This is a genomic window from Micromonospora sp. CA-269861 (genome assembly GCF_050948505.1).
Taxonomy (GTDB): domain Bacteria; phylum Actinomycetota; class Actinomycetes; order Mycobacteriales; family Micromonosporaceae; genus Micromonospora.
This window is the reverse complement of the sequence record NZ_CP192014.1, coordinates 6,871,457-6,884,660: the sequence shown is the minus strand read 5'-3', so window position 1 is coordinate 6,884,660 and position 13,204 is coordinate 6,871,457. Positions and strand designations below refer to the sequence as shown.

10 protein-coding genes and 1 pseudogene are annotated in these 13,204 nt (G+C 69.4%); 7 read left to right on the top strand and 4 right to left on the bottom strand.

Annotation, left to right across the window (positions count from 1 at the left end):
- The first annotated feature begins 361 nt into the window (after window positions 1–361).
- The 5 genes and pseudogenes from ACQP0U_RS31695 to ACQP0U_RS31675 all read left to right on the top strand — a co-directional run bounded on the left by ACQP0U_RS31695 (window position 362) and on the right by ACQP0U_RS31675 (window position 5,243).
- Complete coding sequence (locus ACQP0U_RS31695) at window positions 362–682, top strand: hypothetical protein (protein WP_433321367.1); 321 nt, start codon at window positions 362–364, stop codon at window positions 680–682.
- A pseudogene (locus tag ACQP0U_RS31690) lies at window positions 646–969 on the top strand (SGNH/GDSL hydrolase family protein); the annotation flags it as partial. The gene ACQP0U_RS31695 and the pseudogene ACQP0U_RS31690, both read left to right, overlap by 37 nt.
- Entirely contained in the window at window positions 946–1,473 is a 528-nt protein-coding gene (locus ACQP0U_RS31685) for a ricin-type beta-trefoil lectin domain protein (RefSeq protein WP_433321316.1), read from the top strand. The pseudogene ACQP0U_RS31690 and the gene ACQP0U_RS31685, both read left to right, overlap by 24 nt.
- Window positions 1,474–1,642: 169 nt before the next feature.
- Window positions 1,643–3,262, top strand: coding sequence for a serine/threonine protein kinase (locus ACQP0U_RS31680; RefSeq protein WP_433314273.1), 1,620 nt, complete (start codon window positions 1,643–1,645; stop codon window positions 3,260–3,262).
- 445 nt (window positions 3,263–3,707) lie between these two features.
- On the top strand, window positions 3,708–5,243 hold the full coding sequence (locus ACQP0U_RS31675; RefSeq protein ID WP_433314271.1) for a non-reducing end alpha-L-arabinofuranosidase family hydrolase: 1,536 nt from the start codon (window positions 3,708–3,710) through the stop codon (window positions 5,241–5,243).
- A 94-nt stretch (window positions 5,244–5,337) separates the two neighbouring features.
- Here the strand turns inward: ACQP0U_RS31675 and ACQP0U_RS31670 are convergent, their stop codons facing one another.
- Both ACQP0U_RS31670 and ACQP0U_RS31665 read right to left on the bottom strand, forming a co-directional pair.
- Complete coding sequence (locus tag ACQP0U_RS31670; protein ID WP_433314268.1) at window positions 5,338–5,919, bottom strand: class I SAM-dependent methyltransferase; 582 nt, start codon at window positions 5,917–5,919, stop codon at window positions 5,338–5,340.
- Window positions 5,920–6,091: 172 nt separating this feature from the next.
- Window positions 6,092–9,322 (bottom strand): S8 family peptidase, encoded by a 3,231-nt coding sequence (locus tag ACQP0U_RS31665; protein WP_433314265.1) that lies wholly within the window; start codon window positions 9,320–9,322, stop codon window positions 6,092–6,094.
- A gap of 181 nt (window positions 9,323–9,503) precedes the next feature.
- Here ACQP0U_RS31665 and ACQP0U_RS31660 point away from each other — a divergent pair, with 181 nt between their 5' ends.
- The gene (locus tag ACQP0U_RS31660) at window positions 9,504–10,004 is read left to right on the top strand and encodes a sigma-70 family RNA polymerase sigma factor (protein ID WP_124822440.1); all 501 of its coding nucleotides are present in this window, start codon (window positions 9,504–9,506) and stop codon (window positions 10,002–10,004) included.
- Window positions 9,997–10,686 carry a hypothetical protein gene (locus ACQP0U_RS31655; RefSeq protein ID WP_433314262.1) on the top strand — a complete coding sequence of 230 codons (690 nt, stop codon included), beginning with the start codon at window positions 9,997–9,999 and terminating at the stop codon, window positions 10,684–10,686. The genes ACQP0U_RS31660 and ACQP0U_RS31655 overlap by 8 nt, the downstream gene beginning before the upstream one ends.
- A 74-nt stretch (window positions 10,687–10,760) precedes the next feature.
- Here the strand turns inward: ACQP0U_RS31655 and ACQP0U_RS31650 are convergent, their stop codons facing one another.
- Window positions 10,761–12,371 carry a peptidase gene (locus tag ACQP0U_RS31650; protein WP_433314259.1) on the bottom strand — a complete coding sequence of 537 codons (1,611 nt, stop codon included), beginning with the start codon at window positions 12,369–12,371 and terminating at the stop codon, window positions 10,761–10,763.
- Between the two features lie 169 nt (window positions 12,372–12,540).
- Window positions 12,541–13,203 (bottom strand): hypothetical protein, encoded by a 663-nt coding sequence (locus ACQP0U_RS31645; protein ID WP_433314256.1) that lies wholly within the window; start codon window positions 13,201–13,203, stop codon window positions 12,541–12,543.
- Window position 13,204: the final 1 nt, after the last annotated feature.

The window sequence follows — 13,204 nt, the reverse complement described above, 5'->3', positions numbered from 1 at the left end:
TGCACGTCACAGTCAGTGCAGAAGGCGACAAATCGGTTGTCGCCACCAAGGCGAACGTAGTCGAGCGTTCCTCACATCAAACGGTCTTATGCGAAAAAGACCTACATTCGGTGTACGTGCCACTAGCGTCTCGGTGGCACCACCTTGCCCATCGGAACCGGAGTGGATCACGCTGATCCCGGTGCGCGTCGACCGGAGCTTCCGGTGCTTGACGTAGGGCAGGTCAGCGACAAGAATTTACAGGGATCGCTGTTAGCGTTAACAATCCGTCCCAGTGCTGCGACGGCATCGTCATGCCGATGTGGCGTCGTCGCGACGGCCTGACTCCTCCGTCAGCACTACCACTGCAGGGGAGAAACCTATGCGAACGAGGGCAAGATGGCTCGCGGCGACTGCCGCACTCGGTGTTGTCCTCGCCGGGGTGCTGACGTCGACCGGTCCGGCCAACGCGGAATCCAACGGCGGGGTGCGGGTGATGCCGCTCGGCGACTCCATCACCGAGGGCACCCAGGTGCCGGGCGGGTACCGCATCGGGCTCTGGCAACGCCTCGTCAACGGTCGATACACGGTGGACTTCGTCGGGTCGCAGTTCAACGGGCCAGCCAGCCTGGTGACCACGACCACCAGGGGCATCCCGGCTGGCGCATCGACCAGATCGACGCGAACATCGTCGGCTGGCTGAACACCCAACGGCCGCAGACCGTCCTGCTGCACATCGGCACCAACGACATCCTTCAGAACTACAACGTGAGCACCGCGCCGAACAGGCTCTCCACCCTGATCGACCGGATCACCGCCACCGCTCCCAACGCGGAGGTGTTCGTCGCGCAGATCATCCCGCTCTCCAACAGCAACCAGGATGCGGCCGCACGCACCTTCAACGCGGCGATCCCCGGCATCGTGCAGAGCAAGGTGAACGCCGGCAAGCGGGTGCGCCTGGTCGACATGCACAGCGCCCTCACCACCGCCGACCTGATCGACGGCGTCCACCCCACGTCCGGGGGCTACGACAAGATGGCTGCCCGCTGGTACAGCGCCCTGCAGTCGGTGCCCGGCAGCATCGGCGACCCGGGCAGCGGCACCGCACCGACCACTGCGATCGTGGGCGCCCTGTCCGGCCGCTGCGTCGACGTCCCCGGCTCCTCCACCACCAACGGCACCCAGGTGCAGTTGTGGGACTGTCACGGCCGCACCAACCAACAGTGGACCTACACGAGCAGCAAGACGCTGACCGTGTACGGCAACAAGTGCCTCGACGCCGCCGGCTACGGCACCTCCCCGGGCACCCTGGTCACCATCTACGACTGCCACGGCGGAACGAACCAGCAGTGGAACGTCAACGCCAACGGCACCATCACCGGCGTGCAGTCCGGCCTCTGCCTGGACCCCTACAACGTGGGTACCGGCAACGGCACGAAGCTCGTCCTCTGGACCTGCACCGGTCAGACCAACCAGCAGTGGAGCCGCCGATAGTTCGTGCGATCGCGCCGGGTGGTCGGATCGTTGATGATCCGACCACCGTCTGCCCCACTCCTGGACGGCATCGACGGGGCTCGGTGGTCGGGCGATAGGCTGCGGCCGGCGTCGGAGTGACCTAAGGGGAACTGGTGATAGGCGGAACGGTTCGCGCGGTGGTCGCGGCGTGAGCGACGGGTTGCGCCCCGGTGACCCGGCACGCCTCGGTGGGTACGAGGTGCTCGAGCGGCTCGGCGACGGGGGCATGGGCACTGTCTTCCTGGCCCGCTCGCCTCAAGGGCGGCGGGTGGCGGTCAAGGTCGTCCGTCCGGAGCTCTCGCACGACGAGGAGTTCCGGGGGCGGTTCCGTAGTGAGGTGAACCGCGCCCGCCAGGTTCCACCGTTCTGCACGGCCGAGGTTCTGGACGCCGACCCGGACCATGACCCGCCGTATCTGGTGGTGGAGTACGTCGAGGGCCCCAGTCTGGCCCAGGTGGTTCGGGAACAGGGGCCGCTGGGGGCCGCGCAACTGCACAGCATCGCGGTTGGGGTGGCCACCGCGCTCACCGCCATCCATGGCGCCGGGGTGATCCACCGCGACCTGAAGCCGGCGAACGTCCTGATCGCACCGGGTGGGATCAAGGTCATCGACTTCGGCATTGCCAGAGCGTTCGAGGCGACGAGCCAGCACACCCGGACCAACCAGATGGTCGGCACCGTCTCGTACATGGCTCCGGAGCGGTTCGATACGGCGTCCGGCCGTCCGGTGGGCCCGGCCGCGGACATCTTCGCCTGGGGTGCCCTGGTCGCCCATGCCGCGACCGGCCGCAACCCGTTCGGGGGTGACTCCGCCACCGCCACCGCGATGCGGATCCTCACCCAACCGCCGGACCTGACCGGGCTCGGCGGGCCGATGCGGGAGTTGGTCTCCCGTGCGTTGGAGAAGGATCCCGCTGCCCGGCCCACCGCCCGGGAGTTGCTCGACGGGTTGTTGACCGCGGCGTCGCCCGGGGGTGCCGGCGGGGCGGCACAGCTCCTCGGCGGGACGCCTGCGGCGACTGTGTCGCCCACTGCCGCTGGTGATGACCAGGGCCAGCGGTCGACGCCACCGGGTCTGGCCACTGCCGGTCGCGCCAACTCACGCCGGCGTCGCCTGCTCACCGCACTGGGGGTGACCGCCGCAGTGATCGCGGTGCTGGTGCCCGCTTCGCTGTTCGGCCCGAAGCTGCTGCGGGGGCAGTCCAACCCGGACCCCGACGGTTCGACGACGACCGGCAGCCCGGCGGCGAGCGGGCCGACGGCCGCCACGCCAACGCCCACATCGGGTACGCCGACCGCCTCACCGTCGGCAAGCGTGGACCCCACCCGGGCCATGCTGGCCGGTCAGCGGCGATTCCTGCTGCACGTGGTAGAGATCAACCGTGACCTGTCGCTGCCGTCTCACGGCGAGGTCGAGGTCGGCGACGGGACCGGCAAGGATGCGCTCTTCGTGCTCGAACCGGTCGGTGTCGACTACATGATCAAATCCGTCAACCCGGACATCGCCCACCGACCGTGCCTCGGGGTCAAGATCGATTCAGAGGGGTACGCGTCGCTGGTGGGAGCCGACTGTCAGCCGACCAAGGCGACAGTGTTCGCGATGTCCCGCGAGGGCAAGGACGACAAGGGGCGCACCTCCTACTCCATCATCAACGACGAGTACGGCGTGGTGCAGTGGAGCCCGAGCAAGAAGGTGATCTACGTCGAGTTCCTCGGCGACGCCCCGATCGACACCACTTTCAGCCTGGTTGACCGAGGCGCGGTCTGACTCGTCGCCGCGCCAGCGCTTTACCCGGTCGAGGTGCAGGGCTGAGTCGCACCGCCCCCCAGGCAATGGGCAAACGTCGATGTTAACGTGCTCGCGGCGGCTCCTCAAGGGTCCCGCCCATGGTCTGGTCCGGGATCCAGGGCGATGCCTGCGGGAAGTCGGTGGAAGAGGTTTCGCGCCAAGATCCGCAGCTCGACAACGACCGATGTTCCCAGCACGTTACGTCTTGACGAACGGCATGTTATCGCTCACAGTCGATGCCTAAGGACGACGACACCTCGGCTTTCCGGGCAAGCCCTGCTTCGTCGATCTCGAATCAGGCGTGCGCCACAGCTCGCAGGCATCGTGTTAACGCTAACTCTCTGACGCCTGCGTGCTCGGCCACGCGTCGCGGTACGCCCACCCTCGGGCAGGCCGTTCGGCTCTTGGTCACTGAAGGAGGATCATGTCTGCGCTGGATAGGTCTCCATCGATCGAACCCTCGTCGCGGCGGCGACGTTGGTGGTTGCCCCGCCTTCTCGCCGCCAGCGCGGCGGCGCTGATGGTCGGTGGCGCCGCCGTAGTGGTGGTGTCGTCACCCGCAGCGGCGGCGACTGTCGACACGAGCGCGTGGTACGTGTTGGTCAACCGCAACAGCGGCAAGGCCCTGGACGTCTACAACCTGGCCACGAATGACGGCGCCCGGATCACGCAGTGGGCCCGCAACAACGGCAACCAGCAGCAGTGGCAGTTCGTCGACTCCGGTGGTGGCTACTACCGGGTGAAGTCGCGGCTGTCCGGCAAGGTGCTGGACGTCTCGGGCTTCTCGACCGCCAACGGCGCCAGCATCGTGCAGTGGGCCGACAACAACAGCACCAACCAGCAGTTCCGGTTGGCCGACTCGGACAGCGGCTACGTCCGGCTGATCAACCGCAACAGCAACAAGGTGATGGAGGTGCAGGGCGCGTCGACCGCCGACGGCGGAAACATCGTGCAGTACGACGACTGGAACGGCAGCAACCAGCAGTGGCAGTTCGTCCGCGTCGACGGCGGCACCACGCCGCCCCCGACGACGACCCCGCCGCCGAGCGGCACGTGTGATCTTCCGTCGACGTACCGGTGGTCGTCGACCGGGGTGTTGGCGAATCCGAGGTCGGGGTGGGTGTCGTTGAAGGACTTCACTGTTGCTCCGTACAACGGGCAGCAGTTGGTCTACGCCACCACGCACGACAACGGCTCGTCGTGGGGTTCGATGAACTTCGGTCTCTTCTCGAACTACTCGCAGATGGGCTCGGCCAGCCAGAACGCGATGAACAACGCGACGGTGGCGCCGTCGTTGTTCTACTTCGCGCCGCGCAACATCTGGGTGTTGGCGTATCAGTGGGGTGGGCCGGCGTTCTCGTACCGGACCTCGAGTGATCCGACGAATCCGAACGGTTGGTCCGGGGCGCAGACGTTGTTCAGTGGGAGCATCACCGGTTCGGGTACCGGTCCGATCGATCAGGCGGTGATCGGTGACGGTACGAACATGTACCTGTTCTTCGCCGGTGACAACGGCAAGATCTACCGGGCCAGCATGCCGATCGGGAACTTCCCGGGCAGCTTCGGCAGCAACTACACGACCATCATGAGCGACACCACGAACAACCTGTTCGAGGCCGTTCAGGTCTACAAGCTGCAGGGTCTGAACAAGTACCTGATGATCGTCGAGGCGATCGGTTCGCAGGGCCGCTACTTCCGTTCGTTCACGGCCACCAGCCTGGGTGGTTCGTGGACGCCGCAGGCCACCAGCGAGAGCAACCCGTTCGCCGGTAAGGCCAACAGCGGCGCCACCTGGACCAACGACATCAGCCACGGTGAGCTGCTACGGACCAGCGCCGACCAGACGATGACCGTCAACGCCTGCAACCTGCAACTGCTCTACCAGGGTCGTTCCCCCAACTCCGGCGGCGACTACGGCCTCCTGCCGTACCGGCCGGGCCTGCTGACCCTGCAACGCTGACACGATTTGATCAAGCTCGACTGATCCGGAACGGGCGGGCTCGGCGTCACGCCGAGCCCGCCCGGCTCATGTCGACGCTGCGGTCAGCCCGGGCTCACGGGATCGGCGTGCCGGTGACACAGGTCAGCACCTGGCCCTGACCACGGGTGGCGCTCGATGTGGTGGTGGCGAAACCGTGGGTTTCGAGCAGCAGTTCGGTAGCGGTGAGGTTCGCGGTGGCGTGTGCGGCCGTGGGTCGCTCGCCGAAGACGTAGAGCCGTCCTCCCGGCGCCAGCAGGCTTCGCATCCGAGCGATCTGCTGCGCGGCGTCGCCCAACCAGAAGAGGCTGACGTTCACCGCGAAGATCTTGGTGAAGTGCTCAGCCGGAAGGTCGGCCGACTCGAACCCGGCACACCGGATCTCGGCCGTGCCGGCGTCGATGTGGCTCAGGTTGCGCTGGGTCGCGAGCCGCACCATCGTCGCGGCGCGGTCGATGGCGACGATCCGGCCGGTGGTGAGTTGGCCGGCGACCAGGGAGACGGCCGCTCCCCGACCGCAGCCGATCTCCAGGACCTGGTCGTCGGGCGCGACAGCCATGGTCTCCACCGCCCAGCGCTGCCGTTGGGCGGCCGTCACCCGGATCGGGTCGTTCGCCGTGGACGTCGTGCCGGCGCTGGGCGAAAGAGCTGACCTCACCACGTCACTCTCCGGTGCCTTCTCTGCCCACACCTCTGATTCCACTACCTCAGCGGAGTCAGTGCACCGTGTCCTCGGTCACCGCACCCCGATCGACAGGTGTGACAGCCAGCCGGGACGGGCTCCGGGGCGGCGGCTCAGGCGGGCCGCCGCCCCGGGACCGGGCGGTGCGTCAGGCGATCCGATAGGCCCGCAGGATCGTCTGCGTGACAGTGTTGCCGGCAGTGTCGGTGGCGGTCAGTCGCAGCGAGACGAATCCGGCCCGTCGCGGGTGACTGATGAGAGCGACGTTCCGGAGCACCGGCAACGCGACCCAGGTACGCCCGTCGTCGAACGACGCGGACACGCCGAGCGTGCGGTTGGCCGCGGCCTTCGAGCCGGCCTGCCGGTCCAGCGCCACGGGGATCGCCATGATCCGGCCCGTCCGTGCCGTGTTGGTGTCGTCGAGCGCCGGCGTCGGGCGGGCCGTCGTCAGCGGCAACCGCTCCGGCGACGTGGTGTGCGCCGAGGTGAAGGTCCAGGCCACCGAGACCGACGTCGACAGCGTGTCCGGGGCGCCTCGGGTGGCGCTCGCCTCCAGACGGTAGGTGGCCTTCCCGGCGGGCACCGCGAACTCGGCCCACGGGCTGTCCGAGGTGCCGATCTCCTTACCGTCGCGCAGCAGCCGGAGCCGCACCGGCCGGTCGTCGCGGCTCGCCGGGCGCCCTGTCGCGTCCCCGAAGAGGGGCACCGACGCGAGCGAGATGGTGTCGCCGTCGCGGCCCGCGTACCCCACTGGTGACAGGGTCGGTGCCTGGGCCACTGTAGGCCCGAAGGGTGCCGCGTTCCACGTCTGGGCGTACGTACGCCCCGCCGTGAACGTCGAATCCTGCGTCGTGAGGTTGTCCCCCTCGACGAACGTGGACGTCCAGACGATGCCGCCGTCGGTGTTGTAGTACTCGGTGCCCGTGAACGGCAGGTCGACAGGCGTGTTCGACCCGATCGGGCCCGAGCCTCCGGGCGCCGAGGCGCGGTGGAACCGGGTGGCCGTCGTCGTCTCGGACTGGCTGCGGTAGGTCGTCCTGACCGTGGCCAGGTTCTTCGGCGACAGCTTCCTGGCCAGGCCGGTGAACATGTCGCCCTTGCCGACGTACGCCAGGTCGTAGGTGTAGGGGCTGTTCCGGAAGGTGCCGTCCTTGCCCGGTCGCGCGAGCCCCACGCCCAGCGTCGCGGTGAACTCGGGTGCCGCGACGGCGGGCCCGATCCGGCCGAAGAAGACGTCCGCGAAGGACACCCCGCTGAGCTGGACGCCCGGGTAACGGAAGCCGTCGTCCCAGTTGGCGCTCACGTTGATCGAGATCGGGGCGGCGTCGCGCTGCGGCACTGTCACCGCGACCGGCTTGGCGGTGCGGGCGTCGACCGCCTCGGTGACCGGCCCGCGTACGTCCAGGACCGGCTGCGCGAGCAGAGTCGACACGGTGCCCTCGTGGATGGTGCTGTACAGCGCGTACCGACCCTTGGGCAGCCGCAGGACGCCGCCGCCCGGTGTCGCGTCGAGGGTGCTGAACTCGCCGGTGGTCAGGTTCGCCGCCACTGTCGTGTACTCGGTGGCCGGCTTGCCGTCGCGTCCGGTGTGGTTGAGCCGTACGTCGTAGCTCTCGATCTCACGGTTCAGCGCGAAGGGCGTCCGTACCCGCAGGTCGCCGGCGCCGGTCGCGGTGAGCGCCCCCTGGTAGACGCCGTCCGGGGCGTCCACCCGGGTGTCCACCGTGATCGTCGCCTCGGCGCGGCCGCCGGCCGGCACCACGAGCGAGGTCGGGCTGACGGTGAGCATGCCGGCCGGGGCCGGGGCGATGGCCAGCGCCAGGGTGACCGGCGCGGTGCCCGTGTTGCGGTAGCCGACCACCTGGGTGATCGGGCTGTCGTCGCCATGCGGCCAGCGCTGCACCGGAAAGTCGATGGCGGCGACGTCGGCGGCGACGGGCTGGGCGACCGCGCGGGCGATGTCCACCCGGCCGGCGCCCTGCTCGTAGATGGTGTCCGCGCCGGTCGGCTTGGCCGAGCCCATCAGGGCGGCCTTGAGTTGCGGGCCGGTCCAGTCCGGGTGCTGTCCGGCGAGAATCGCGGCGGTGCCGGCCACGTGCGGAGTCGCCATCGACGTACCCGACATGGTGGCGTAGTCACCGCCGGGGGCGGCGGCCACGATGTCGACGCCCGGCGCGCTGATCTCGGGCTTGATGTGGTTGTCGCCGACGCGCGGGCCCCGGCTGGAGAAGTAGGCCCGCTGGTCGTCGGCGTCCACCGCGGCGACGGCGAGAGCGTCGTCGGCGGAGGCCGGCGAGGAGACCGACTTCGGCTTCCCCTCGTTGCCGGCCGCGACCACGAAGAGGGTGCCGTACTGGTGGCTCAGCTCCTGGACCGCGTTCTCCAGCGGGTCGAGGCCGGGTGCGTCGTCGCCGCCCACGCTCAGGTTGACCACCCGGGTCCGCGGCGCGAGCCACTGCATGCCGGTGATGATGTCCGAGTCCTGGCACTCGGTGGTGGCGCAGACCTTGCCGACGAGCAGCTTCGCCCCCGGCGCCACCCCGCGGTACCTGCCACCGGATGCCGCGCCGCTGCCGACGATCGTCGACGCCACGTGGGTGCCGTGGCCGACCGAGTCGCTGGGGTCGTCGCCGCCGGTGAAGTCCCGGACCTCGGTGAGGTGGCCGGCGAAGTCGGGGTGGCTGGCGTCGATCCCGGTGTCCAGCACGCCGACGGTGACGCCTGAGCCGTCGAAACCGGCCTGCCACGCCGCCGGGGCGCCGATCTGCGGCACGCTTCGATCGAGGGAGACCGTGCGCTTGCCGTCCAGCCAGATGTGGGTGACCCCTGCGGTGAGGGTGCGCGCGGACGACGTACCGCGGGTGAGCGACGCCCAGAGCGTCACCCGGTCCTCCCGGTCCGCCCGGACCGCGAGCGCGTGGGCGGCCGGGAGGTCGGCCCGCACGCGCCCGGCACCCCCGGTGGTCGCGGTCCGCGCCCGCGCCGCCATGTTCTCGGGGTACGCGACCAGCAGCGGCAACTCGGCTGCCCGGTCGTCGTAGCCGAACTCGCCGAGCGTGGTGAGGTCGAACAGCCGCCGGTCGAGCCGCCCGTCCCGCACCAGTGGCATCGCGTCCACCGGGATGACGTACTCGTGACCGTCCTCCCGGCTGCTCACGAACCGCATCCCGGCCCGACCCGGCCCGCGCTGGATCTGCGGGCGACCCGCCGCGTCCAACGACACCCGGTCCCCGGTGATCAGGGTGAAGGTCCCGTGGGCGCCGGGGACGGTGGCCGCCGGCCTCTCCCGCGCGTTCGCCGGTTGGGCGGTCAGGCCCGCCGCAACCAGCGTGGTCGCGAGTACGCCGGCTGTCAGGGCGCGTCGTTGCCGTCGTCGCACATCGTCCTCTCCGCCACGGGCATCTCCCGGGTCGGCACGATGACGCCTGGCCAGCTCGTAAGGTTGATCACTCCGGTGTGACAGAGGCCACAAACTCGCCCCGCGCCGACGCGACCGCTCCACCCGGGCGAGTTCCATGCGGCGGTGACCAGGGGACGAGGCGTTGGAGGGCACCGGTCGGATGCGTGATGCCGAAGAGTTCGACGCCCTCTACGCGGCCTGTGCGGGTCGCGTCGTGGGTCACGTGTACGCGCTCACCGGCAACCGGGCCGAGGCCGAGGACGCCGTCGCCGAGGCGTTCATGCGGGCCTGGCAGCGGTGGCGGACGGTGCGGGAGACGGACAGTCCGGAGGCGTGGGTCCGCCGGGTGGCCTCCCGGATCGCGGTGAGCAGCTGGCGCAAGGCGTTCAACCGGGTACGCGCACACCGCCGGGCCGCTGTCGACCAGGGTGTGCCCGGCCTGAACGAGGACCATGTCGCACTGTTGCAGGCGCTGCAACGGCTGAGCGCCAACGAGCGGCGGGCCGTCGTGCTGCACCACCTCAACGATCTCAGCGTCGCGGAGGTGGCAGCCGAGATGCAGGCCCCCGTCGGAACGGTGAAGACGTACCTCGCCCGTGGGCGGAGAGCGATGGCCGGGTTGCTGACCGATGCGCATCAGGAGGAGACCTCCCATGGCTGATCCGCGCGACGATCTCACCGCGATCGTGGACGAGGTCCGGCGAGTCACCACGCTGCCGGGGGCACAGACGTTGCGGCATCGCAGCGACAGGCGTCGGCGGCGTCGGGCGGCCGTCGGCGCGGCGGGGCTGGCCGTGGTGGCCGTCGCCGCTGGCACCACTCTGCTGCAGGTGCGGAAGAACGTCGAAACGCCAGGCGTCGGCCCGGCCACCCAGGTCGCACCGTCAGTGGTTCCGTCCGCGACCCCGTCGGCGGGACCGCAGGAGATCCTCGGCGGCCGGCGGCAGGTCCAGATCGTGCTCCCCGGCATGCGCGGGGCCACCCTCGCGATCGACAGCGACGGCGATCAGGTGCGGGCCACCACCGAACAGGGCATCGACGATCGGGCGCTGTGGGTGCTGCGCCCCGAGGGCGACAGGTACCGGATCCTCCTGGCGTCCGGTGCCGACGCGGTCTGCATGACAGTCGTGCACGACGTCGCGCCGGGCAGCGTACGCGGCCGGGCGTGTGACGCCGCCGCCTCGACGCAGCTCTTCCGGATCGACCAGGTTCCTGACGGCAGCTACTCGATCTTCCAGGGGAAGCGCTACGTCCAGGTGGTCGACGGCACCAACGCCCTGGTCCCCGACCTGCCCGAGGGCCTCACCACCACCTACGAGTTCCTGGACCGCGGGCCGAGATAGCCAGCCTCGACACTGCGGCAACACAGCGGGGGTGGGCCAGAGTCGGCCCACCCCCGTTGTTGTCTGTTGCTGAATCAGTCGCGCGGGAGCTGCAGCACCACGCGGCGACGGCGGAACAGCACGAACAGCACAGCGCCGAGCGCGAGCACCGCCGCACCGCCGCCGGCGAGCATGGCCGCCGGTGCGCCGGTGATGGGAAGGCTGCCGCCGTCATCGTCACCGTCACCGCCACCTCCACCGGCGGCGCCGGTGGTGATGACGATCTGCGCGGTGTTGTTCTCCGGCTTGGACTCGGACGCCGGGGTGACGCTGCGGGCCACGATCGTGCCGTCGGTGCCCGGAGCGGACTTGATCTTCACCTGGACCGTCGACTTGATACGGCCCCAACCGGAAGCCGTGGTCGGGAACTCGCTCTCGAAGTTGCACCGGAGCTTGGCCGATTCCGGCAACGTCTCGTACTCGGTGCCGTCGGTCCAGCACCACTCGCTGGGCAGCAGGACCGTGCCGGTCGGCGCAGTGATGATCACGGACGGGCCGCCGCCGTCGGAGGGGCCGTTGTTGACGACCTCGTAGGCGACGTTGACCGTCTGACCGACGGCGCCCTTCACGGCCGGCGCGTTCACCGAGATGTCGAGGGTGTTCGGCTTGCTCCAGAACCCGAACGACGCGTAGTTGTCGGACTCGTCGAGCTCGCGCTGCGCGGCGCGCTGCTTCGCGAGACCGCCCTTCGCGCCCTTCGCCTCGAGCTTACGAACGGCGTCGGCGAACGACGGCCCGGTGCCCTTGGTACGGGCGCTGCCCTTGGCCGAGCGCTCCTGCCCGGCGAGGGCGACATCCACCGAGCCGTAGTTCTCGCTCGGGCCGTCGAGGTTACGGCCAAAGGTGATGTTGAACAGCGACTTCCCGGTCTCGTCGTCGAAGAAGAGCAGACCGTCGCCGGGTTCGAGGCTCGTCGGGACCACGCAACTGACCTCGCCGGGCCCGTACACGTAAGGCTTGCCGATGTCGTTCGGGTAGTAGTCGGTGTAGGTGCAGTCGCTGTACCGCTCGGCGAACGTGGCGCCGGTGGGAACGACGACCCGCACTGTGAAGTTCTCGGCGGCGGTGTCGCCCTCGTTGCCGACGCCCGCGTACAGCGGGACGGTGTCACCAGGGCCGACCGGCTCGTTCTTGCCGTTCAGGTCCTGTGCGGCGGCCACCAGATCGGGGCCGGACGCGATCACCGTGACCGGGAAGGAGGTGGTGTCGTTGCCCGGTGCCATGTCGTCTTCGATGCCGTCGATGGTGACGGTCACCGAACCGGCGTCGCCAGGGGCGGCACCTTGGCGGCTGGCCAGCGACAGGGGGTGCACGGTCGTGATCTGGCCGGCATCGAGGGCTCCGACCTTGCAGGTGACCTTGGTGCCGGCGAGCTTGCAGAGGTCGTCCCAGTCCGGCACGGAAACGGTGACCGCGTCGGAGACCTTGCTCAGGTCCAGGGTGACGGTCACCCCCGTCGCGGGAGCTTCGCCGTAGTTGTAGACGTACATGCCGACGGTGCTGCCGTTGTTGTCGATCTCAGCAACGGGCTCGCGGTCGAACGAGACGAACAGATCGGGCAGGGCCTCGGCGGCAACTGCCGCGTTCGGGGCGCTGAAGAGGGTGGCCGTTGCCAGCAGCGCTGTTGCCGTGGCAAGGCGCGACATTGTGGAAGATATACGGTTCACGTGATCTCCGGTGAGGGGGTGTTGGCCGCACTCTAGCTGCTGATCATCAGAAATTCCGTCCCGATCCTCGCGGTCCGGCGCTGCCCGTAGCAGGGTGTCGGATCGGCCGTTTCCGAGCCGCAGTCCCGGCGTGTCCGACCGCTGGCCGTCAGAGCCAGACCACGATCCCGGTCAGGTCGTTGAGGACCGCTGCCGTGCCCGCCCGGATGGCCGCCGAGCAGCGCTCCGCGGTGAACGAGTTCGGGTCGTACGTCGAGGACATGCCGAGCCCCTCACCACGGAACGACGCACCGTCCCAGTCGACAGCCGTGACGTTGTGGGTGGGCTCGGCCAGTTCCGCGCCGACCACGAGGAACTTCTCGTCCAGGTGGTTCGGGGTGACGAGCGCCAGTGCGTCGACGAGGTCGTTGCCCGCGCTGACGATGAGGTCCGGGCCCATCTCCATCGCCTTGGCGATGCTGGGAACGGTGTCGTGCGCACTGCCGACGACCATCGTCCTGAGGTCGACGTCCTCGTCGTCGGCCCACTCCTTGACCGCCGTCACGAGGGCCTTCGTCGGGTTGTCCGTACCGCTGGTCAGCAGGACGACCCGGTAGTCCTTCGGCGGGTGGACGCCCGCCCACGAGCCGGGCTGCGGCGTGATGGTCGCCTCCGGCGCGGGCTTCGTGGAGGGGTCGACGAACCCCGGGCCGAGAGTGCCGATGGCGCTGGGCGCCGGACGTGGCTCGGACCAGTCGTCGCCGGAGTTGCAGGCGGTGACCAGAGCGGCGGTCGCGGCCAGCATGGCAAGGGCCCGAAGCGGGGGGCGCAAG